The sequence below is a fragment of the Pseudomonas sp. P8_229 genome, from assembly GCF_034008635.1.
In the GTDB taxonomy this organism is placed as follows: Bacteria; Pseudomonadota; Gammaproteobacteria; order Pseudomonadales; family Pseudomonadaceae; genus Aquipseudomonas.
The window spans coordinates 2,856,531-2,878,918 of sequence record NZ_CP125378.1; the positions used below are offsets into that span (position 1 = coordinate 2,856,531).

General features: G+C 60.6%; 15 protein-coding genes. 8 read left to right on the plus strand and 7 right to left on the minus strand.

The window, feature by feature from the left end; translation table 11 throughout:
* Positions 1 to 15: 15 nt before the first annotated feature.
* The gene (locus tag QMK55_RS13030) at positions 16 to 4,614 is read left to right on the plus strand and encodes a hypothetical protein (RefSeq protein ID WP_320329320.1); all 4,599 of its coding nucleotides are present in this window, start codon (positions 16 to 18) and stop codon (positions 4,612 to 4,614) included.
* 14 nt (positions 4,615 to 4,628) lie between these two features.
* Here QMK55_RS13030 and QMK55_RS13035 read toward each other — a convergent pair whose 3' ends face one another.
* Positions 4,629 to 6,182 carry a PLP-dependent aminotransferase family protein gene (locus QMK55_RS13035; RefSeq protein WP_320329321.1) on the minus strand — a complete coding sequence of 518 codons (1,554 nt, stop codon included), beginning with the start codon at positions 6,180 to 6,182 and terminating at the stop codon, positions 4,629 to 4,631.
* Between the two features lie 92 nt (positions 6,183 to 6,274).
* Between QMK55_RS13035 and QMK55_RS13040 the strand changes: the two genes are divergently transcribed.
* From QMK55_RS13040 to QMK55_RS13050, 3 genes are read left to right on the plus strand one after another with little or no spacing between them, the layout of a single operon-like run.
* Positions 6,275 to 6,898 (plus strand): FMN-binding negative transcriptional regulator, encoded by a 624-nt coding sequence (locus QMK55_RS13040; protein ID WP_102357882.1) that lies wholly within the window; start codon positions 6,275 to 6,277, stop codon positions 6,896 to 6,898.
* 10 nt (positions 6,899 to 6,908) lie between these two features.
* Positions 6,909 to 7,355 (plus strand): GNAT family N-acetyltransferase, encoded by a 447-nt coding sequence (locus QMK55_RS13045; protein WP_102357883.1) that lies wholly within the window; start codon positions 6,909 to 6,911, stop codon positions 7,353 to 7,355.
* A 12-nt stretch (positions 7,356 to 7,367) separates the two neighbouring features.
* A complete protein-coding gene (locus tag QMK55_RS13050) occupies positions 7,368 to 8,039 on the plus strand; it encodes a GNAT family N-acetyltransferase (RefSeq protein WP_102357885.1) in 672 nt (223 codons plus the stop codon).
* Positions 8,040 to 8,083: 44 nt separating this feature from the next.
* On the opposite strand, the gene QMK55_RS13055 is transcribed toward QMK55_RS13050, so the two are convergent.
* The gene (locus tag QMK55_RS13055) at positions 8,084 to 8,983 is read right to left on the minus strand and encodes a homocysteine S-methyltransferase family protein (protein ID WP_102357886.1); all 900 of its coding nucleotides are present in this window, start codon (positions 8,981 to 8,983) and stop codon (positions 8,084 to 8,086) included.
* 111 nt (positions 8,984 to 9,094) lie between these two features.
* On the opposite strand from QMK55_RS13055, the gene QMK55_RS13060 reads away from it, so the two are divergent.
* The 3 genes from QMK55_RS13060 (at position 9,095) to QMK55_RS13070 (ending at position 13,380) form a co-directional block, all read left to right on the plus strand.
* Entirely contained in the window at positions 9,095 to 9,916 is an 822-nt protein-coding gene (locus QMK55_RS13060) for an ABC transporter substrate-binding protein (protein ID WP_320329322.1), read from the plus strand.
* Entirely contained in the window at positions 9,913 to 10,749 is an 837-nt protein-coding gene (locus QMK55_RS13065) for an amino acid ABC transporter permease (RefSeq protein ID WP_102357889.1), read from the plus strand. The genes QMK55_RS13060 and QMK55_RS13065 overlap by 4 nt, the downstream gene beginning before the upstream one ends.
* Positions 10,750 to 11,085: 336 nt before the next feature.
* Positions 11,086 to 13,380 carry an autotransporter outer membrane beta-barrel domain-containing protein gene (locus QMK55_RS13070; RefSeq protein WP_320404482.1) on the plus strand — a complete coding sequence of 765 codons (2,295 nt, stop codon included), beginning with the start codon at positions 11,086 to 11,088 and terminating at the stop codon, positions 13,378 to 13,380.
* Positions 13,381 to 13,569: 189 nt separating this feature from the next.
* On the opposite strand, the gene oadA is transcribed toward QMK55_RS13070, so the two are convergent.
* Positions 13,570 to 15,378 (minus strand): sodium-extruding oxaloacetate decarboxylase subunit alpha, encoded by a 1,809-nt coding sequence (oadA, locus tag QMK55_RS13075; protein ID WP_102356661.1) that lies wholly within the window; start codon positions 15,376 to 15,378, stop codon positions 13,570 to 13,572.
* 11 nt (positions 15,379 to 15,389) lie between these two features.
* Entirely contained in the window at positions 15,390 to 16,805 is a 1,416-nt protein-coding gene (locus QMK55_RS13080; RefSeq protein WP_027610345.1) for an acetyl-CoA carboxylase biotin carboxylase subunit, read from the minus strand.
* Between the two features lie 189 nt (positions 16,806 to 16,994).
* Here QMK55_RS13080 and QMK55_RS13085 point away from each other — a divergent pair, with 189 nt between their 5' ends.
* A complete protein-coding gene (locus tag QMK55_RS13085; protein ID WP_102356660.1) occupies positions 16,995 to 17,957 on the plus strand; it encodes a LysR family transcriptional regulator in 963 nt (320 codons plus the stop codon).
* Here the strand turns inward: QMK55_RS13085 and QMK55_RS13090 are convergent.
* The 3 genes from QMK55_RS13090 to QMK55_RS13100 form a co-directional block, all read right to left on the minus strand.
* Positions 17,899 to 18,111 (minus strand): PA3496 family putative envelope integrity protein, encoded by a 213-nt coding sequence (locus QMK55_RS13090; RefSeq protein ID WP_102356659.1) that lies wholly within the window; start codon positions 18,109 to 18,111, stop codon positions 17,899 to 17,901. The two genes, QMK55_RS13085 and QMK55_RS13090, sit on opposite strands and share 59 nt — an antisense overlap.
* Positions 18,112 to 18,348: 237 nt before the next feature.
* Entirely contained in the window at positions 18,349 to 19,215 is an 867-nt protein-coding gene (gene hexR / locus QMK55_RS13095; RefSeq protein WP_007962240.1) for a transcriptional regulator HexR, read from the minus strand.
* Positions 19,216 to 19,342: 127 nt separating this feature from the next.
* Positions 19,343 to 22,273: a putative bifunctional diguanylate cyclase/phosphodiesterase gene (locus QMK55_RS13100; RefSeq protein ID WP_178082138.1), complete on the minus strand. Its 2,931-nt coding sequence runs from the start codon at positions 22,271 to 22,273 to the stop codon at positions 19,343 to 19,345.
* Between the last annotated feature and the right edge of the window lie 115 nt (positions 22,274 to 22,388).

Below are 22,388 nucleotides of genomic sequence, written 5' to 3' on the forward strand. Positions count from 1 at the left end.
ACCGGTGCCTGACCAATGAGTGAAACCAACCGAACGATCATCGCCCCGCCGCTGCTCAAAAAAAGCCGACTGGTGGAACAGACCAGCAGCGGGCCGACCTTGCAAGAGGCTGCTGTAGAGATGCTGCGCAAGGCCCTGAAGACCACCCTTGCGCAATTGCAGATCGATCCGGACGACATCATGTTGATGACGCCTGTCTGGTATCAGCAAGGGCAAAAACTGCTCAGTCACAGCAGCCAATTCGAATCACTGCCCCACGTACTGGCGCGCCTGGCGTTTACCGGCGAGACCGCCAACTACATAGAAGGCGAACACTTTCTGACGGTGGCACCCGAGATGGAAGACCCGGTCCATTTACCCGTCGGTATGGATGCAATCAGTACAATGCTCAATGAAAACGCGCCGGCATTGTTTCTCGCTTTCGCTCAAAGCCAGTTGGACTACTGGAATGCCACCGAAGAACAAGTACCGCGCTGGCAACACTTGGCTGACACCCTGAAAGCAACGCTGAATGTGCAGTCAATCGCAGGCTGGGATGCCAACGAATGCAGCCTGGCACGTCATGTCTCGGCATTTCCGGACAAGGCTTCGCGCGCAACAACGCATGCAGGTCTGTCGGATGTGCGCGCCAGCCTGATCGATCTCGACTTCGCCTTCGAGTTGGCGGAAGGCAATCAGACCCGCCACCTGATGGTCGCCGGCGCACTGGTGTTGACGGCGAAGCTGGGCAGCCGGGAACTGGTCACGATGTACACCATCGATGAAGGCTTTGAATCGTTCAGCTCCCTGGCGGAACTGGGCGCCACCCTGCCTGAACGAATCGACATGGATCTGAGTGGTCAGACCTTGAAATGGCGATTGTATGAACCCGATGGCAATATCTTTGACGCGTTGGTCCGGGCACTGGTGAGCTGCCAGATCGATTCGATCGACGCGCTTGACCCGATGAGCCGCTCGCCGCTGATAAGGTTCATTTCCCCCCAAGAGCACGGCGGTCATGAAGAAATAGCCAATGATCCGCGTGCCGGGGTTCTCGACGAGGCCATCCCCGACTGGCTGATTACCGGATCACTGGACGATATCCAGGCCTACAGCGGTTACCTGACAGAACTGGGCAGGCTGAGAGACGCCGACAGCGATGCCTTCGACGTCAACAAGATTGCGCTTATCGCCGACTATGCCCAGCAGCAAATGCGCGACGCCATTATCGCCGCCAAGCCCGCCAAAGAGCCTGCGCTACTGCGTCCGGATCAACTACGGATCACCGTCACCCAGAGCTTCGAGGCCGGCGGATTGACCTTGCCCGATCCTTTCAGCACTCGCGTGCAGACACTTGGCGAATTCGCTCTGCATAACACCCGACCCTACCTCGCCAAGGTCGCCTACGCTGACGCGGCGCCCACGCCGGGCTGGCTGACCCTGGATCTGCTGGTGCGCCTGGCAGGCGAGGTCGACATCGGCAAAAACTATCCGAAACTGATCAAGACCAGCTTGATCGACGATGCGTCTCAGGCGCGGCTTTACCAGACCCGCTACTGCCAACAGTTACCCCTGTTGCTGCCGCTGCTGGCGCTGGAATGCAAACTCAAGCGCCAGGGCGATGTCGACGAGCAGGGTTATCGCCAGGTTCGCCAGTTGATCAAATCGATTGCCGACAACCGCGCCGTCGCTGACTGGCCGGTGCAAATCCGTCCCTTGGCGTTTATGCCGCGCTTTCGCCCGGGCAGCACTCCCGACACCGTTGCGAACATGTACATCATCGGGCCACCTGCGGGTAAGGACGGCCCCTGCCTGCTTTATCGGCCACTACTCGATCAACCGTTGCGGCAGTTTCCCTCCGCGCAGAACATGCTGTATGCGTTCTACCAATCCGGCGAACTGCGTGACTCGGTACTGGCCTGGCTGCCCAACCGATCCTTGAGTTTCGACTACGCCCAATACGTTTTTTCCAGCGGGCTGCCCTCGCCCTGGACCATCACCGAACTGGCTTTCGAACCTTTCATCCACCTTGACCTGACGGCGGCCGTGACTCTCGCCGACACACCAATGAGCGGCGACATCTACAAGACCCTGTTCACCAGCCACAGCCAGGCACTGGCTGATCTTGCCGATCGCCAGTCGACCTCCAATGCCGAGCGCCGCTGGGCGATCCTGGCAGACAGCGGCTGGGCGATATTCGGCGTCGCGGCCAATTTTCTCAGCGGTCCGGCCGGCACCGCTGTCTGGGTCTGGCAAACCATCAGCCAGATCCAGCAGGCGCTGGATGCCCGCGACCAGGGGGATACGTCCGCTGAATGGTCATCGATCGGTGATGTTCTGCTGACGCTGGGCATTCTGCTTGGGCAGCGCATCGCTGTTCGTCGGCTTCGGCTTTTCAACCCGTGGCGTGAAAGCAAAGCGCTCAAGCATGCGTCTGGCACCGAATTGCCCCGGCCTGCGCCGCTGCTGCGCAAGGAGCCGAAAATTACGCATGACAACACGCCCATCACTACACCATTGCCCAAGGCTCACCTTTCTTTGCTGGCGCCAGCGACACTGACGCGCATCGACTCGCAAAGCGCTTTTTTGAAAACCATCGATCATATGAAGGTGACCAAGCCCTCCCTGCCCAAAGGCGCGCGCCCCAATGCCGAGCATCTCTACGAGTCCGCAGGCAAGCTGTACGCCCAGGTAGGCGAGCGCTGGTTTCAAGTCAGCGCACAAGTCGACGAACCGGTATTCGCGCTTGATCCGGCCGACCCTGCTCACCCGGGTCTGAGCATCCGTTTCGACACCAAAGGCGCTCGCTGGCACTGGGAACTCCGGTTGCGCCTGCGCGGCGGTGGGCCGACCGGACGTATCGAAGCACTGCGCCGCGAAAAGGCCAAACGCAAGGCTGACACGTGGAAAGAACTGCATCGGTTCATCGAACAGGAAGCCGGCCGCAAGGCCAACCTGAGCGATGCCTTGAAGCCTCTGGAAGAGGCTGACGAGCAAACACCCATGTCCGATGCTGAAATCACGCTCTACATCACCAAGGCCGATGAACTCGCCAGTTCCTACACCGGGGCGCTGGCAACTCTGGAGCAGTGGCGTGAAGCCGGCGGTGCCGGGGTGTTTTATCAGTCGCAACTGATGCGCATGACAGTCGAACAGCACCGCTTCCTCAGCGGCTGGCTGCGCATGAAGCTGCGCGAATACGTAAAAATCGTCTTGCCACAGCTCAACACGGCAGAGCCAGCGCAAACCCGTTCACGCCAGGTCCAGATGACGGCGGCGCGCAACGCCATCGCCGTGAGCGACGAAATGGTCGAGCGCCTCGATCGACTGCACGCTTCGATCGAAAGGTTGAATCATCACTCCGGCGTCACTCAGAAAGTCGCTGGCGACCTCAGGAGGCTGCTGCCTTCTTTCTCGCGTAGAGACCTGCACGCCAATGAAATCGGCATGTCCATCGAACTGTCATTGCGCGAGGCACCGGACAGCGTTCTGGATCCGCTGCGGTTGTTGATTGTGCCGGCTTTCGAGGGCGCGGCCGACGCCGGACATGCTTTGATCGAACGACGCAACACGGCGCAACCCGCCGAGACACAAGCACTGGCTGTGGTGAGGCTCAGTGCATTGGTCGACCGTCTGGCAGATGCCAAGCGGCGCCTGCAAGAGGTCTTTGACAGTTCCGCAGCGCACCTGGAAACTCAACGTTTCCAGCGGGTTCAGCAGTTGGTGAACGAGTTTCACGAATTGGCCCGTGAGCGCCTGCTCCAGGCATTGCCGGAACCGGAAGAGCTTCCGGTGGCGGCGATGGCCAGACTCGAACCGGCCCCCTCGGCTTCACGTGCGGTCGGTCGGGTCAACCGCGCACGGCCACAGGTCATCGAACCTCGCAGGGCGGCTCCCGAGCCACCACCGGTGGCCGAGCAAATGCCCATCGTGCGTGCTGCGGCCAGGCGCCTGTTACCCGTAGCGGCTCTGGGCGACGAACCGCTGGTTGACAACGCCATGTCGATGATCGCCGGGCTTGAAGCGTTCATCAAACGCCTGCGCATCGATGCGCAACGACCCTCGCGAATTCCGGCCGACATGAAGGATCTGTTCGATCAACAGGCCACTCGCCTCGATCAGGCGGCGCTGAGTGTTGATGAAATATTCGCGCGCAGACGTGCCGATTTTCCGATTGCAACCCTGAGTGCCGAACTGCGCACAGCAGCGACACGTTTGCGCCGCGAAGGCATCAGTGTCTACGGCAGTATGCTAACCGGACGCCGTCCGCGAGAAAGCTATCTGCAATGGTTGCACGAACACAATCTGGTGCAGATCGTCAGAGACGAACGTGGCCGCATTCGCACGAAACAACGCAAAGATTTTTTTCAGGAGTATCGGGTCCTCGACGTCAGCCGCCAGAACAAAACCCTATGGGTCGCGCACTTCCATTACAACAATCTGGCTGATCCGGATGAGCAGTTCACTGCCGCGCATCTGAAATTTGCCGACAGTTATCTGCAAAATCTGTCGAGCAAATCGCGTCAAGACCTGGAGCACTTCGATGCGGTGGATAATCTGCTGCGCCGGATCGTCACTCCAGCGGTACGGGATCTGTTTCTCCATCCGCAACATGCTGGCCCCGCAGTAGTATAAAAACGCCGACGCGATCACTCACACCAGACACTGCGCAAGCGTGCCAGAGCCGCTTCAATTTGCGGCTCCGGCACAGCGGCGAAGCCCAGTACCAACCCGGCGCACTGCTGCGCTGGCCGAGGCGAGTCGGGTAACCAATAGCTGCTCAGGCCGTTGACCTCGACGCCCACCTGTTCGGCCTGGGCAATCAGCTCGCGTTCGCGGGCAACGCTTGCCACCGGCACCGTCAGGTGCAAGCCTGCGGCCACCGCCGGCAAGCTGCCAACGCCGGCGATATTTCCCGGCCAATGCGCCAACAGGCAGTTGCGCCGGCTCAGGGCGGCACGGCGCATGCGTCGGATGTGTCGCTGAAAATGCCCAGCGGCCATGAATTCAGCCATCACCGCCTGAGTGCTCACTTCGGAATGACGCACGTCCACCGCTCGCCGCCTTGCGAAAGCTTCGACCAGCCCGGCCGGCAACACCAGATACCCCAGGCGCAATGCCGGGAACGCCACCTTGCCGAAGGTCCCGACGTAAAGCACACGGCCTTGCCGATCCAGCGCCGCCAGCGGGGCCAGTGGTGCACCGCTGTAGCGATACTCGCCGTCGTAGTCGTCTTCGATGATCCAGCCCTGACTTCGCTCAGCCCAGGCCAGCAGTTCCAGCCTGCGCGCCAGGCTCATGACCACCCCGGTCGGGTACTGGTGAGAGGGGGTGACATAGGCCAGCCGGCAGTCGGCAACTTCAGCCAATGCCCGACAATCGATGCCCTCGTCATCCACCGGCACGCCGTGCAAACGACCGCCAGCCACTGCGAAGGCGTGGCCGGCGGCCCGGTATCCCGGATTTTCTATCCCGACCGCATCGCCCGGAGCCACCAGCAGCTGTGCACAAAGGCTAATACCCTGTTGCGCACCACTGGTGATCACAATTTGCTCAGCAGAACACTGCATGCCGCGCGAACTGCGCAAGTAGGCGGCGATCATGCCGCGCAGTCGCGCGTCGCCTGCCGGATCGCCGTAGCACAGTTGCTGTAAATCCGGTTTTCGCCAGAAAGCCGCATTGAGCTTGGCCCAGACCTCAAAAGGAAACAGATCAAAGGCTGGCACACCGACTCGAAAAGCACGCGGCGGACCACTCGGAGGCAGGGCCAAATGGTTCTTTTCGATACGCGCAAACGTATCGCTGTGGATAACTTTACTGGATGAAACTACAGGTAAATCCAGCCAATTTGTGGATAAGGTTGTGGGTAAGCCTGTTGAAAACCCTGTGGATACTTTTGTGGATAGTTTTTTCGGCGAGCTGGGCGCTTGGGGTAATTGCGCAACGTAAGTGCCGTCCCCTACTCGCCCTTCGATGAACCCCTCGGCATACAGCTGATCGTAGGCGCGCACCACGCTATTGCGAGAGATGGCCAATGCCGTCGCCAGATCGCGACTGGCCGGCAATCGCGTGCCGCTGGCCAGACGTCCATCCAGTACGCGCAGACGCAAAGCCTGGTAGAGCTGACGACTCAAACCCTGACGGCGATCGAGTTCAATGCCGGCCGGATTGAACGGCATCGACAGGGTAGTTTGCTCAGGCATGGCAATGGACCTATGAAATTGGCCATCAATGGCTCTTACAACAGACCAATAGCCTGCCTAGGATGCAGGCATTCGCCAAGGAAAATCTGTCCATGTACACGCCGCGCGCCTTCGCCATCGAAGAACTGTCCCAACTGCACGAACTGATCCTCGCCAGCCGCCTCGCCATTCTGGTCACCCACGGCGAAAACGGCCTGCAAGCTAGCCATGTGCCGGTGCTGCTGCATTGCGAGCAAGGCGAGTACGGCACGCTGTACGGACACCTGGCCCGCGCCAACCCGCAGTGGAAAGACCTGCGCGACGGTGCCGAGGCCATGCTGATTTTTGCCGGCGCCGATGCCTACGTCAGCCCGGGCTTCTACCCGAGCAAAGCCGAACACGGCAAAGTCGTGCCGACCTGGAACTACATCGCGGTGCACGCCTATGGCCACGCCGAAACCTTCAGCGACGGCGGACGCCTGCTCGACATCGTCAGCACCCTCACTGACCGACACGAAGCCGGCCGCGCCCAGCCGTGGTCAGTCAATGACGCGCCCGCCGATTACATCGACGGCATGCTTAAAGCGATTGTCGGTTTTGCCATTCCCATCGACCGTCTCGAAGGCAAGCGCAAACTCAGCCAGAACCGCAGCGCCGCAGACATTGCCGGGGTGCGCGAAGGCCTGGCCGCCAGCCCTGAAATCAATGATCAAACCCTCGCCCAACTGATGCGCTAAGGAAATCACCATGAGTCAGATCGACATCCGCCAGGTCAGCGCCGCCGACCACGCCGCATGGCTGCCGTTGTGGCAGGCCTACCTGAGTTTCTACAACGGCGAACTGCCGGACGCGGTGACCGACAGCACCTGGCAGCGCTTCCTCGATCCGAGCGAACCGACTCACGCAGCATTGGCCTGGGCCGATGGCAAAGCGGTCGGCATGGTGCATTACATCTATCATCGCTCGAACTGGAGCATCGAAAACTCCTGCTACTTGCAGGACTTGCTGGTGGCCGAGCAAACCCGTGGAACCGGCGTCGGCCGTCTGCTGATCGAACACGTTTACGCCACGGCCAAGGCTGACGGCTGCTGCAAAGTGCACTGGCTGACCCACGAAACCAACGCCACTGCGATCCAGCTCTACGAGCGCATCGCCGAGCGCCCGGGATTCATCCAGTTTCGCAAAGCCATTTAAGGAGACGCACGCATGAGCATTTCACCGGCCGACTGGAAAGGCGTCCCCGCCCCCACCGCCACCCTGCTTGAAGGACGCTTCATTCGCCTCGAACGACTCGACCCGGCGTGCCACGAGGACGAGCTGTTCAACGCCCTCGAAGGCCCCGGTGCCGACCCGAAGCTCTGGGACTATTTGCCCTACGGACCGTTTCCGCAACGCAGCGTTTTCAATGACTGGCTGAACAACCATGCGGCCAGCAGCGATCCGTATTTCTTCAGCGTCGTCGACCGCACCACGGGTCAGGTGCAAGGCATTCTGAGCCTGATGTCGATTGTCCCGGCCCAGGGCCGCATCGAAATCGGCCACGTCACCTTTGGTGCACCGATGCAGCGTTCACCGAAAAGCACCGAGGCGGTATACCTGCTCGCCAAATATGCGTTCGCCTTGGGTTACCGTCGCCTGGAATGGAAATGTAACAACGGCAACGCCCGCTCCAAATACGCCGCCGAGCGCCTGGGCTTCAGCTTCGAAGGCGTGTTCCGCCAGCACATGGTAGTCAAGGGCCAGAACCGCGATACCGCGTGGTTCTCGATTCTGGATTCGGAGTGGCCAGCGATTGCGGCAGGGTTCGAACGCTGGTTGAGTGATGAAAACCAGACGCCGACCGGGCAGGTGAAAGGGTTGGTCGAGTGCCGTTCCTGAGTCTGTAATCAAAGGATCGCAGGCTGCGATCCTTTGATTTTTGTTCAAGCGAGCTTTTGCGCAAGCACCGCAATGTGTTCCGGACCGATCCCGCAGCAGCCGCCCAAATGGCTGGCGCCGCGCTGCTGCCAGTCCTGCGCCCAATGCAGATACCCCGGCGGATCCAGATCCTCACGCAACGGGTCGAGGCCGTCGTTGGCCGTCGCCTCCTTCGGTTGTGGCGGAAACGCATTGGCATACGCGCCAATGTGAATCTGCACGCCCAAACGTTCGAAGGTGTCGCGCGCCGCATCAATCGCCGCGCCGATCACTTCCGGCTGGCTGCAGTTGAACAGCAGCGTCTCCACGCCCAACTCCGCCGCCACCGCCGCTGCTTCGGCCACCGGTTCACCGGAACGCAGACGCGGCACCTCATCGGTATCTTCGTCCTTCAGCGTAAACGACAGCCAGAACGGCTTGCCGTCCTTCGGCAGACCGGCACGGATCGATCGCGCCTCGATGATCGAACTCTGGGTTTCCGCCAGCCACAGGTCGACATGGGGCGCCAGGCCGTTCACCAGTGGCGCCAGCAACTCGTTCACCCGCGACGCCTCGAACAGGTCCGGACGATAAGACCCGAACAGCGGCGGCAACGAACCTGCCACTCGCACCGCTTTGCCCGATGCCTGCACCGCACGCTGCGCCAACTCACCGGCCAACGCCGCCAGTGCCTCACCTTCAGCAGCAAACCGCGCTTCGCCAATGTGAAACGGCACCACTGCATAACTGTTGCTGGTGATCACGTTGGCGCCACTGGCGATGTAGGCGGCGTGTACTGCTTCAACCGCTTGCGGCGCCTCGATCAAAGCCAGCGCCGACCACTCGGGCTGCCTGAACGGTGCGCCGGCGCGCTGCAACTCACGGCCCATGCCGCCATCAAGAATTACCGCGCTTGCTGTGCCCATATGCGTTTCACTCATAAGCTTATGAAAATTGCTCACTACCAGAGTAGTTCTTATAACTATTTAATACGCACCATTCGGTTAATAACAACCCCTTTTTTTCAGGTGTCGACTGTGAAACTTCAACCGCTACTGGCCCTGGGCCTGACGATTCTGGCCGCCTCCACTCAAGCCTTCGGCGGCGCCACACTCGACCGCGTCGAACAGAAAAAACAACTGGTCGGCGTGCTGATGGAAAGCTACCCGCCCTTCTCGTTCCTCAATGACCAGAATCAGCTCGACGGTTTCGATGTGGACGTCGCCAAAGCCGTGGCGGATAAACTCGGGGTCAAGCTGCGCCTGGAAACACCGTCCTGGGACGTTATTGCCGCCGGCCGCTGGAGCGGGCGCTATGACATCTGCATCTGCTCCATGACCCCGAGCAAGGCCCGCGCCGAAGTGTTCGACTTCCCGGTCGAGTATTACGCCTCACCGGCAGTGATCGTGGTCAACGCCAAGGACGATCGCATCCACGGCGCCAAGGACCTGAGCGGCAAGAAAGTCGGCCTGACCAGCGCCTCCAGCTACGAAAGTTACCTGAACAAGAACCTGATCATCGAAGGCGCCGAAGACACGCGTCTGCAATACCCGTTCGAGGATGTGCAGATCGCCCCGTACGATACCGACAACGTTGCCTTTCAGGATCTGGGCCTGGGTGCCGGTGTGCGCCTGGATGCAATCCTCACCAACCTGGTGACCGCGCAGCCGCGCCTGAATCAGGACCAGCGTTTCAAACTGGCCGGCGCGCCGCTGTACTCGGAACCCAACTCGGTCGCCATTGAAAAGGGTGACGCGCAATGGGACGCCAAGGTGCGCGAGGTGTTTGCGCAACTGAAACAGGACGGCACGCTGAGCAAGCTGTCGCAGAAATGGATCGGCGCCGATATCAGCCAATGACTGCCTTCCCGACCCCTCCACAGCCGCCACAACCGGTGGCTGAATCGCGCCTGCAACGGCTGTTCGGTTTCCGCACGCGCCTGTACCTGACGTGGGCGGCGATGTTCAGCCTGTTTGCCGGTTTTTTCCTGAGCTTCGACCTGAAGCTCTCGATCATCCTCGACAAATTGCCGAACCTGCTTGGCGTGCACCTGGCACCCAACGGCTTTTTGCAGGGCGCAGCGCTGACCTTGTTTCTGTGTGCCTGCGCCATCGTCGCCTCGTCATTGCTGGGCTTCGTCACCGCTCTGGCACGCCTGTCGAAAAGCGCCGTGGCATTCGGCATTGCCAGCTTCTACACCTCGTTCTTTCGCGGCACGCCGTTGCTGATCCAGATCCTGCTGATCTACCTCGGTCTGCCACAACTGGGCGTGGTGCCCGGCGCGGTGGTGGCCGGGATCATTGCCCTGTCGCTGAACTATGGCGCGTACCTCAGTGAGATCTTCCGCGCCGGCATCCTCGGCGTGCCCTATGGTCAGCGCGAAGCCTCGTTGGCGCTGGGCATGCGCGAGAGCGTGATCTTCTGGCGCATCACCCTGCCCCAGGCCATGCGCACCATCATCCCACCGACCACCAACCAGTTCATCTCGATGCTCAAGGACTCGTCACTGATCTCGGTGATGGGTGTGTGGGAAGTGATGTTCCTGGCCCAGTCCTACGGGCGCTCGAGCTACCGCTACATCGAGATGCTGACCACAGCGGCGCTCATTTACTGGCTGATGTCGATCGGTCTGGAATTGATCCAGGCACGGATGGAGCGCCATTACGGCAAGGCTTACGTGCGTCGCAGCTGAGTAGATCCGACAGCAGCCTGAGCAACGGCATGAGCCTGGTGCCAGGCATGACGGTTGGCTGGAAACACACCTACGGCGAGATCCGCAGCAACAGCCGCAATCACGGGCTGATCGGACAGTGGCAGATGAGTTTCTGATCATTACCAGCGGCTAGCGGCGACACAACCTGTAGGAAAGGACGACGGATCGGGAAGATGTGATCGGAAATTCTGCGCCGGGCTGCCCTTTTCCGCAGATCAAACCGACGCAGCCCGCAGCACCGTGCGAACCAGCTGACATCGGCGTCTGCCGGCGCCAACTTAGAGTTTGGCCTCCTTCCACGAGAGGCTGAACTCGATGCCCGTTCAATTCCACTATCGACCTACACACCTGACACTGGCCATTGCCCTGGCACTGGGATGCACTGATCTATCCATGGCTCAGGAGGCACCGCTCGACATTCAAGACACCTCGTCCGCCCCTCCAGAAGCACTCAAGTCAGCGATCGATGCTTTCACCCATCATCCAGACACCGTTCAACTGAAGGTCAGCAAAGCCTATACGGCGCAGGATGGTGTGGCTCTGGCACTCGATGGGCGCAACGACCTTGTCACAGTGCAATCACGTGGCAGTTTCGCCGGACTGGTCGATGGTGGCGGAGGCGAAAACCTGCTGCAACTCGACGCGAACAAGAAAGGCACGCTGGGTGAAACCCGTAACTTCAGCGGGTTGGAGGTCAGGCGCGGGAGCTGGACACGCAACGGACCAGGTGATTTCAGCCTAGGGGTACTGGTTCATCCGAGGGCCTTGCTGGTCAACGACGGGCATATTCTCGGCACGGCAATGACCGAGGGCATCCTGATCAACAAAGGTGCGATCAGCGGCGGCGCTGCTGTCGAGTCAGGAGGAGACCTGACCAATCAGGGCCTCATTGACGGCATTGTGAATGTCCATGAGAACGGCCACTTTGCCGGCAGTGGCGCGGTGAACCATTTGAACGTATACGGACGCATGAGCGTCGACGATGTATACGGCGCGCCCAAAGTCGCGGGAGACCTGAGTCTTTCCCGCACCGCCGTACTGGCTTATGCCGTGGAAGCCTCCGGTAATAGCCCGACCGTGTTCGTCAAAGGCACTGCCCATCTGGGCGACGCCACCCTGAAGCTGGTGACCGCCGGCGATTATCCGCAAAGCAGTCAACACACCATTCTTGAGGCGGGAAAGGTTGAAGGGCAGTTCGGCACCGTCGAAAACGATCTGGCGTTCATGACTCCCACACTGCATTACGAAGCACAACGCGTAGGCTTGCTCTACACCCGTAACGACATACCACTTGAAAATCTTGCGACCACGGAGAATAGCCAGGCGCTCGCTCAAAGCATCAACGAGCCCTCTTCCTCGCCTCAGCAACCTCAGCAACCTCAGCAACCTCAGCAACCTCAGCAACCTCAGCAACCTCAGCAACCTCAGCAACCTCAGCAACCTCAGCAACCTCAGCAACCTCAGCAACCTCAGCAACCTCAGCAACCTCAGCAACCTCAGCAACCTCAGCAACCTCAAAAGCCTGAGGCCTCTGGTGAGTCTGCGAAAGCCATTATTGCGTCCGCTGCACCCAGCATGGTTGTCACTGCCCTGCTGGGTGCCGACAAGCCAACGGCCAACGTGGCGCTGGAACAGTTGGCCGCCGGTAGCAACGCCAACCTCGCCAAAGCCACGTTGAGCAGCGTCAATCCGGTCAGCGCCAGCATGCTCTCGGCGATGCAGCAGCTGGACAAGCGCACGGCTGCGCAGGGGACGGGAAATGCGCCGCGCCTGGCGGCGGGCGATGAAGGTACCGGGCGGGTCTGGCTGCAAGCGCTGGGGCACGGAGGCAAGGTTGATCGTGACTTCGACAGTACGTTGAAACACTCCACCCAAGGTCTGGTTCTGGGTGCCGACTGGCAACTCGACGAGCAGTGGCATGTCGGCCTGATGGGCGCAAAAGCGCAAACCCGGTTCGATGCCCGGCTGTTCGATGGCGATCTCGACAGCTGGCACCTCGGTGCCTACGCCCTGCGCCAGGATGGGCCGTTCGCCCTGCGGTTGGGCGCTTCTTATGGCAGGCACGATGGCAGCGGCAAACGGCATGTCACCTTCAATGGTTTCAGCGACCGGCTCAAGAGCAGCTACGACGCCAATACCCAGCAGCTGTTTGCCGAAGTCGGCTACAACCTGGGCCATGGCAACGTCAGCATCGAACCGTTCGCCAGCGTTGGTTATCAGCGTTACCAGCGAGACGGATACACCGAGAAAGGTGGCGATGCGGCGCTGCACGTCGAGGGCCAGACCCGGGCGAATCCGAGCAGCAGCGTTGGCCTGCGCCTGGCGAAAACCAGTCACTTGGCCAACGGCATGCAACTGACGCCGCGTCTCAGCGCCAGCGTCAAACACACCTACGGCGAGGTGGACAACACAACACGTCAGCAACTGGTGAAGGGCGGAAAAAGCTTTGAGGTGATCGGTGCCGAGATGGATCGCAATAGCGCGCTGCTCGATGCCGGTCTCGACCTGAGCCTGTCCGCGCGCCACACCCTGGGAGTCGGCATCACTGGCGAGGCCGGCAGCGACAGCCGCAGCTACGGCGTGATGGGTCAATGGCGTATGGCGTTCTGATGAGTTGAGCCCCCCTGTTGGAGTGCGCCTGCTCGCGATAGAGGGTATCGGTCTCTGCATATGTCGACTGATCTACCGCTATCGCGAGCATGCTCACTCCTACAGAGGGCCTCGCAGGTAAATTGCAGGCGAAAAAAAGGGGAGCACATGCCCCCCCGAGGTTTAAAACGTTGGATCGCGGCGGTTATCTCAGCCTTCGATCTCGATCAGGATTTCACCCGGATTCACCCGGTCACCCTTGGCGACGTGGATGGCAGTGACCTTGCCGGCAATCGCTGCCTGGACTTCGGTTTCCATCTTCATCGCTTCGGTGATCAGCACGGCCTGACCGGCCTTGACGGTGTCGCCTTCCTTGACCAGCACATCGACGATGTTGCCTGGCATGGTGGTGCTGACATGGCCCGGTGCCGACGCTTGCTTGCGTTTGCTGCTGCCACCGCTGACGAATTCGTTGAGCGGCTCGAACACCACTTCTTCCGGCATGCCGTCGATGGACAGGTAGAAGTGACGCTTGCCTTCGGCCTTCACACCGACACCGGTGATGTCGACGCGGTAGGTTTCGCCGTGGACGTCGATGACAAACTCGGTCGGCACGCCTTCGCCGCCCGCCTTCGTCACACCACCCGCTTCAGGAATCGGCAGCAACACTTCCGGCACGAGAGTGCCGGCGGCACGCTCTTCGAGGAACTTGCGACCAATATCCGGGAACATCGCGAAGGTCAGCACGTCTTCTTCCGACTTGGCCAATGCGCCGATGTCGGTACGCAGCTTGGTCATTTCCGGCTTGAGCAGATCGGCTGGCCGCACGTCGATGACTTCTTCGCTGCCGATCGCCTGACGACGCAGCTTCTCGTTGACCACGCCCGGCGCCTTGCCGTAACCGCCCTGCAGGTACAGCTTCACCTCGTTGGTGATGGTCTTGTAGCGTTCGCCGGCCAGCACGTTGAAGAACGCCTGAGTGCCGACGATCTGCGAAGTCGGGGTCACCAACGGCGGGAAACCAAGGTCTTCACGCACCCGCGGGATTTCCGCCAGCACTTCGCCCATGCGGTTCAACGCGCCCTGCTCTTTCAACTGGTTGGCGAGGTTGGAGATCATCCCGCCCGGCACCTGGTTGACTTGCACGCGGGTGTCGACGGCAGTGAATTCGCTTTCGAACTGGTGATACTTCTTGCGCACGGCGTAGAAGTACAGGCCGATTTCCTGCAGCAGTTCGAGGTTCAGACCGGTGTCGTACTCGGTGCCCTTGAGCGCAGCGACCATCGACTCGGTGCCCGGATGGCTGGTGCCCGAAGCGAAGCTGGAGATCGCGGTGTCAATGTGGTCGGCGCCGTTTTCGATGGCCTTGAGCTGGCACATGCTCGCCAGACCGGCAGTGTCGTGCGAATGGATGAACACCGGCAGCGACTGCTCGGCTTTCAGTGCGCGAACCAGTTCACCGGTGGCGTACGGGGTCAGCAGACCGGCCATGTCCTTGATTGCCACCGAGTCGCAACCCATGGCTTCCATTTGCTTGGCCTGGGTGACGAAAGCGTCGATGGTGTGCACCGGGCTGGTGGTGTAGGCGATGGTGCCCTGAGCATGTTTGCCGGCAGCCTTCACCGCTTCGATCGCTACGCGCAGGTTACGCACATCATTCATTGCGTCGAAGATGCGGAACACGTCGATACCATTCACCGCAGCCTTGGCGACGAAAGCTTTGACCACGTCGTCGCTGTAGTGGCGGTAGCCCAGCAGGTTCTGCCCGCGCAGAAGCATTTGCAGACGGGTGTTAGGCAACGCCGCGCGCAGTTGGCGCAAACGCTCCCACGGGTCTTCTTTCAGAAAGCGCACACAGGCATCGAACGTCGCGCCGCCCCAGCACTCCAGCGACCAGTAGCCGACTTTGTCGAGCTTGTCGCAGATCGGCAGCATGTCTTCGGTGCGCATGCGGGTGGCGAGCAGCGATTGGTGAGCGTCGCGCAGGATGGTATCGGTAACGAAGATCTTCTTGGACATTGTTGTATTCCTCACAGGCCTGCGTGGGCGGCGATGGCGGCGGCGATGGCCAGGGCCAGCTCTTCGGGTTTGCGCTTGATCGAGTAGTTGGTCAGTTCTGGGTGGCTTTCAACGAAGCTGGTATTGAACTGGCCGCTACGGAATTCCGGATTGCGCAGGATTTCCTGGTAATACGCGGCGGTGGTCTTCACGCCTTGCAGACGCATGTCGTCGAGGGCGCGCAGGCCACGGTCCATCGCTTCCTCCCAAGTCAGCGCCCAGACCACCAGCTTCAGGCACATCGAGTCGTAGAACGGCGGAATCGTGTAACCGGTGTAGATCGCCGTGTCGGTGCGCACGCCCGGACCGCCGGGGGCGTAGTAACGGGTGATCTTGCCGAAGCTCGGCAGGAAGTTGTTCTTCGGGTCTTCGGCGTTGATGCGGAACTGCAACGCGAAACCACGGTGCTGAATGTCTTCCTGTTTGACCGACAGCGGCAGGCCGGAGGCGATACGGATCTGTTCGCGAACGATGTCGATCCCGGTGATTTCTTCGGTGATGGTGTGTTCCACCTGCACCCGGGTGTTCATCTCCATGAAGTACACCTCGCCCTCGGCGAGCAGGAACTCCACGGTGCCGGCGTTCTCGTAACCCACGGCCTTGGCCGCACGCACCGACAGGTCGCCGATGTAGGCGCGCTGTTCCGGGGTCAGTTGCGGGCTCGGGGCGATCTCGATCAGCTTCTGGTTGCGACGCTGGATCGAGCAGTCACGCTCGAACAGGTGCACAACGTTGCCAAAGCTGTCGCCGAGGATCTGCGCTTCGATGTGTTTCGGGTTGACGATGCATTTTTCCAGGAACACTTCGGCCGAACCGAAAGCCTTGGTCGCTTCGGAAATCACCCGAGGGAAATTCTGTTCGAGCTCTTCGCGGCTGTTGCAACGACGGATGCCGCGACCGCCACCGCCGGAGGTGGCCTTGAGCATGACCGGGTAACCGATGCGGTCGCCTTCGGTCAGTGCTTCTTCGATGCCCGACACGTTGCCTTCGGTGCCCGGGGTGACCGGTACGCCGGCCTTGATCATGCTGCGCCGGGCTTCGGTCTTGTCGCCCATGCGGCGAATGACTTCTGCCGACGGGCCGATGAACTTGATGCCACGTTCGGCGCAGATGTCTGCCAGCTCAGCGTTTTCCGAAAGGAAGCCGTAACCTGGGTGCAGTGCATCGCAACCGGTTTCCACCGCAAGGTTCACCAGCTTGCGCGGGTTCAGGTAACCGGCCAGTGGCTCGGCACCGATGCTGTGGGCTTCGTCCGCACGCTTCACATGCAAGGCATGGCGGTCGGCGTCGGAAAAAATCGCAACCGAGCGAATGCCCATCTCGGCGCAGGCCCGCACGATTCGTACGGCAATCTCACCACGGTTGGCGATCAGGATCTTTTTTATCACTTGGAAATTCCCTTGAGCCGGTGGCACCACGACCTGCTAGACCCAGGTCGACGCGTGACCAAATGTTTCAATCTGGTCGCGACCCCACACTAGCCCTCGCAAGGGATTAACAAAAATGAATAAAAATTGGGTCAGGCATAAGCAAAGACTTATAGTTAAACCATCAGCCCGCCGTCAGAGCCCATAAAAATGCGTAAGTCCTTGATGCGTATGACATTACGCCAATTGCAGATCTTCAACGAAGTGTGTGATTTGCGCTCCTACAGCCGCGCAGCCGACGAAATGTCTCTCACACAACCGGCCGTCAGCCTACAGATTCGTCAGCTTGAAGAGCTGATCGGCCAGCCATTATTCGATTACGTCGGCAAAAAACTCTACATGACCGAGGCTGCTGAAGCCCTCCAGCGGGCCAGCCGGGACATCTTCGGCCGCCTGGAAAACCTCGACATGCAGCTGTCGGACATGCAGGGCTCGCTGCAAGGCCAATTGAAACTGGCGGTGGAGTCCAGCGCCAAATACTTCGTGCCGCACCTGTTCGCCGCCTTCAAGCGCCAGCACCCGGAAGTCAACCTGCAACTGACCGTGGTTAACCGTGGCCAGGTGATTCGCCGGCTCTCGGACAACCGCGACGACCTGGTGATCATGTCGATGGTGCCGCAGGACATGGGCCTGGAGTTTTTGCCATTTCTCAATAATCCGATTGTCGCCGTGGCGCGCCCGGATCATCCGTTGGCGCACATGGGGCCACTGCGCCTGCAGGATCTTGAGCCCTACACGCTGCTGATCCGCGAACCGGGTTCGGGCACGCGACTGGCCTGTGAGGAATACTTCAAAGAGAAACGCGTGCACTTCACTCAGACTCAGGAAGTTGCCTCAGCCGAAGCTCAGCGCGAATGCGTGGCGGCGGGTCTGGGCCTGGCGCTGTTGACGCGCCACGCCCTGAACCTGGAGCTGGCGACCGGCGGCCTGGTCGAGCTGCCGGTCGAGGAGTTGCCGCTGTTTCGCAGTTGGTGCCTGGTGCAAGCCAAGGCCAAACGGCTGTCACCGGTGGCGCACGCCTTCCTGGCGTTTATCCGCAGCGAGCGAGTGCAGATCAGCGCGCTGGTTGAGCGCTTCGACGGGAAGCTGCCGGAGCGGCTTGCCAGTAGTTGAGTTCGAGGTCCTCGGGGAAATCGCTGATTTCGCTCTGAAGCTGACGGAGTTCGAAGCGATCTTCGATCGCGCGACGGAATTCCATGCGGCGCTGGTCTTCCTGTTGACGACGGGTTTTCGCGGCGCTGTTGCGTTCTTCGTAGGGCTGAGCCATTTCGAGTCTCCCAAGGCGAGTACGGGAGTTTCACGATAGGCGTAAGGGATGACGGTTTAGCTGCGCGGGGATGACAGTGCGATGAAACTTGCGGATGGTGCGGGTCATTGTGGACGCCTTCGCGAGCAGGCTCGCTCCCACATTTGATCTCGGTGTGACACAAAATTTGTGTTCACAGAAGATCCACTGTGGGAGCGAGCCTGCTCGCGATTAAGGTCGGAACGACCTTAGATGACTTCAGTCATCCAGGGCTTTCACGGCCTTGGGCGACAGCCGCAAGCTGCGCAAACTGCGCTTCACGCTTTTCAGGTGATTGACCAGACTCGGCCCGCGCGCCATCGCCACGCCCATCGCCAGCACATCGATTACCACCAGATGCGCAATACGCGAGGTCAGCGGCGTATAGATTTCGGTGTCTTCGTGCACATCGATTGCCAGATTGACGGTCGACAGTTCAGCCAAGGGTGTCTGGCTCGGGCACAGAGTGATCAGCGAAGCGCCGCTCTCGCGAACGAGGTTGGCGGTGATCAGCAGATCCTTGGAGCGCCCGGACTGGGAAATGCAGATCGCCACGTCGGTCGGCTTCAAGGTCACCGCCGACATCGCCTGCATGTGCGGATCAGAGTAGGCCGCCGCGGTCAGCAGCAAACGGAAGAACTTGTGCTGCGCATCCGCTGCCACCGCGCCCGACGCGCCGAAACCGTAGAACTCGACGCGCTGCGCCTGCGACATCAGCGTCACCGCCCGCTGCAGTTCCACCGGGTCGAGCTTCTCGCGAACCTCCATCAAGGTGTGCAACGTGGTGTCGAATATCTTCAGGCTGTAGTCGGCGACCGAGTCGTCTTCGTGGATCGCGAACTGGCCGAAGCTGGCACCGGCGGCCAGGCTCTGCGCCAGTTTGAGCTTGAGATCCTGAAAGCCGGAACAGCCGATGGCCCGGCAAAAACGCACGATGGTCGGCTCACTGATGCCGACGCTGTGGGCCAGGTCGGCCATGGAACTGTGCATCACCGCCGCAGGGTCAAGCAGCACGTGGTCGGCGACCTTGAGCTCCGACTTGCGTAACAGGTGACGTGACTGGGCGATGTGTTGCAGCAGATTCAAGGGGCTGGACTCTTCTTATGGGCAAGGATGTAGCACGCTTGTAGTTATACTACATGAATTGGCTTTTTGCCTGCTCAATGCGTAACTCCATGTCCCCATATCAGGCGCGATGGGGTGCATGTAGCCCCTAAAACGGTTTTTCCTGTTCGCGCAATAGCCCGGCCAGAGCGGCAGCCTCCACGGGGCGACTGATCAGATAGCCCTGCACTTCATCGCAATGCTCGACGCGTAAAAACTCCAGCTGTTCCTGCCGCTCGACCCCCTCGGCCACCACTTTCAATGACAGCCCGTGGGCCATGGCAATGATCGCCCGGGTGATCGCCGCATCTTCACTGCCCTGCCCCAGTCCACGAATGAACGCCTGATCGATCTTCACGTAATCCACCGGAATCCGTTTGAGGTAACTCAGCGACGAATAGCCGGTACCGAAATCGTCGATCGCCAGCTTCACCCCCAGATCGCGCAGTTGCTGGAAGGTGGCGATGATGTGTTCGACGCTGTCGAGCAACTGGCTTTCGGTGAGTTCCAGTTCCAGGTAGTGCGGGGCCAGCCCGGTTTCGTCCAGCACCTGCCGCACCAGGCTGACCAGTTTGCCCTGACGCAGTTGATGCACCGAGAGGTTCACCGACACGCGGATTGGCGCCAGGCCCTGGCGCTGCCATTCACACGCCTGCCAACAGGCCTGGCGCAGGACGAATTCGCCGATCGGCCCAATCAGTCCGGTTTCCTCGGCCAGGCCAATAAAATCCCCCGGAGGCACCCGGCCCATGCTCGGATGATCCCAGCGCACCAGCGCTTCCGCCGCATTCAGGCGCCCGGTTTGCAGGCACAGTTTTGGTTGATAGAACACTTTCAGCTGCTTGTCTTCGATGGCCTTGCGCAGCTGGTTTTCCAACTGCAAACGCTCAAGGGTGCTGGCCTGCAGGCTGTCGGTATAGAACTGGAAATTGTTGCCGCCCAAATGCTTGGCATGTTGCATGGCCATGTTCGACTGGCTGACCAGCGCGGAAATTTCCCGGGCGTTGTCCGGCAGCATGCTGATGCCCATTGAGGCGCTGACTACCAGTTCATGCCCCTCGACCATCAACGGCAGGCGCAGCTTGCTCGACAGCCGCGTGGCGACCCGCGCCAGACTCGACAGGTTGCCATAGGCATCGAACAGCACGGCAAATTCATCGCCAGACAGGCGGGCGATGGTGTCGGCTTCCGGCAAGGCGTTGATCAGCCGTCGGGCCATTTTCTGCAGCAGTTGGTCCGCCACCTCGTGGCCGAGGCTGTCGTTGAGCAACTTGAAGCGATCCAGATTGATGTGCAGCAACGCCAGGCTGCGGCGTCCGCCCTGACGCACACGCTGATGAGCTTCGTGCAGGCGCTCGCGGAACAGCGAGCGGTTGGCCAACCCAGTCAGTTCATCGTAGTGCGTCAGGAAGCGCATGCGCTCTTCTGATTCGCGCCGCGCCGAAAGGTCGGCGAAGAAGCCGACGATATGGCTGACGTTTCCCTGGCTGTCGCGCACCGCGTTGAGTTGCAGCCATTGCGGATACAGCTCGCCGTTCTTGCGGGCCTCCACCAACTCGCCTTGCCAGCTTCCGTGCTGCTCCAGCGCGTGACGAATCGCGACGTAATGGCGCCGCGCGTCACGACTGCACGGCAGTTCGACGATATTGCGCCCGAGCATGTCTTCGATGTCATAACCGGTGACACGGCTGAACGCCTGATTGATCGCGATCAGCGCATAGTTCGGGTCGAGAATAACGATGCCTTCGCTGGCTGCTTCGAACACCGTGGCGGCCAGACGCTGCTGCTCCTCGAGGCTTTTGCTGGCGCTGATGTCGCGCCGGGTGCCGACCATGCGGATCACCCGCCCACTGTCACTGCGCTCCACTGCACGCCCCCGGTCCTCGATCCACACCCAATGGCCGTCACCATGACGCACGCGGTATTCGATCTGATAGTCCTCGCTGCGCCCCTTCAGGTGCTCGATCAGCGCCTGCTTGAGCGACGGCACGTCATCGGGGTGCAGGCGTGGCTTGAGGTCGCGCAGGATCGCCGTGACGTATTCCGGAGCGAGGCCGAACAGTTCCTGGATCTGCGTGTGATGGACTTCGTCGGTTTGCAGGTTCCAGTCCCACAGTCCCAGCTCGCTGGCCTTCAAAGCCAGAGCCAGCCGGGCTTCGCTTTTGCTCAGCGCCTGATTGGCCACGTCCAGTTCGCGGCTGCGCTGCGCCACGCGGTCCTCCAGTTCAACCTGCGCCTCACGCAATGCACCTTCGGCACAGCGCCGTTGCTCGACCTCCTTGCCCAGTGCCTGATTGAGCTGCTCGCTGCGGCTCTGCGCCTGCTGCAAATGCTCGATCAGGTGCTGATTCTGGAAGCGCCGCAGCAGCCCGCGATCGATCAGCCGGTTGACCTGCCACGCCACCACACTCAGCGAGCCGAGCAGGATCAGCCCCAGCCAGCCCCAGCCCCGCGCCTGTTCATCGCCGCCCCAGAACAGGTAACCGATTGCCGGCAGCAGGCACGGCAAGGTAAAGGACAGAAACGCCGGCAGACTGACGGCGTACGCAACGCTGGCGGACAAGGTCGCGGCGCCGATCAGGCCGAACACCCAGGCTTGCTGCATGAAGTTGTCGGCGGGCACCAGCGCGATGCCGGCGCCGGCCAGAGTCAGACCGGTCATGGTCGAGCCGAGCAGGAACATGCGGAACCAGATCGGCTGGGCCTGACGGTCCGGGATCGCCGAATCGAACGCGGCGACCTGAATCACCCGCAGCGCCACCAGCGACAACAACCAGATCAGCCAGATGCTGACCACGAAATAGCGCTGCGGACTCCAGAGCAAACCGGCGCAGACCAGACCATTGACCAACATGAACAACGTGGGCAGCAGCGAGCCCTGATACAGCAGGCGCGTGCGTTCAACCGCCATTTCGGTGGCGTAATGCTTGCGGATGACCCGGGGTTCCACAGAGGGGCCCGACAGGTCTGAGCTGAGGGTCTTTTGCAATGTTTTTGTTCTTATAAGAGTGAGCATGGGCCCGAAACGTGGACGGAGCATACACAAGCCGACCCTGTTGCCAAACTGCTCCAGATCATAATTTGAACGAAACTTTTCCCCGCACGATCACCGGCAAAACCCGCAAAGCGAAGCGGGCCAAAGCCTGTAGCCAGTG

Coding starts and splice junctions, on each gene's coding strand:
- QMK55_RS13045 (WP_102357883.1), top strand. CDS start 6,909: ATGAGTCAGATCGACATCCGCCAGGTCAGCGCCGCCGACCACGCCGCA.
- QMK55_RS13030 (WP_320329320.1), top strand. CDS start 16: ATGAGTGAAACCAACCGAACGATCATCGCCCCGCCGCTGCTCAAAAAA.
- QMK55_RS13065 (WP_102357889.1), top strand. CDS start 9,913: ATGACTGCCTTCCCGACCCCTCCACAGCCGCCACAACCGGTGGCTGAA.
- QMK55_RS13090 (WP_102356659.1), bottom strand. CDS start 18,111: ATGGCTCAGCCCTACGAAGAACGCAACAGCGCCGCGAAAACCCGTCGT.
- QMK55_RS13050 (WP_102357885.1), top strand. CDS start 7,368: ATGAGCATTTCACCGGCCGACTGGAAAGGCGTCCCCGCCCCCACCGCC.
- QMK55_RS13070 (WP_320404482.1), top strand. CDS start 11,086: ATGCCCGTTCAATTCCACTATCGACCTACACACCTGACACTGGCCATT.
- QMK55_RS13100 (WP_178082138.1), bottom strand. CDS start 22,273: ATGCTCCGTCCACGTTTCGGGCCCATGCTCACTCTTATAAGAACAAAA.
- QMK55_RS13035 (WP_320329321.1), bottom strand. CDS start 6,182: ATGCCTGAGCAAACTACCCTGTCGATGCCGTTCAATCCGGCCGGCATT.
- oadA (WP_102356661.1), bottom strand. CDS start 15,378: ATGTCCAAGAAGATCTTCGTTACCGATACCATCCTGCGCGACGCTCAC.
- QMK55_RS13040 (WP_102357882.1), top strand. CDS start 6,275: ATGTACACGCCGCGCGCCTTCGCCATCGAAGAACTGTCCCAACTGCAC.
- QMK55_RS13085 (WP_102356660.1), top strand. CDS start 16,995: ATGCGTAAGTCCTTGATGCGTATGACATTACGCCAATTGCAGATCTTC.
- QMK55_RS13055 (WP_102357886.1), bottom strand. CDS start 8,983: ATGGGCACAGCAAGCGCGGTAATTCTTGATGGCGGCATGGGCCGTGAG.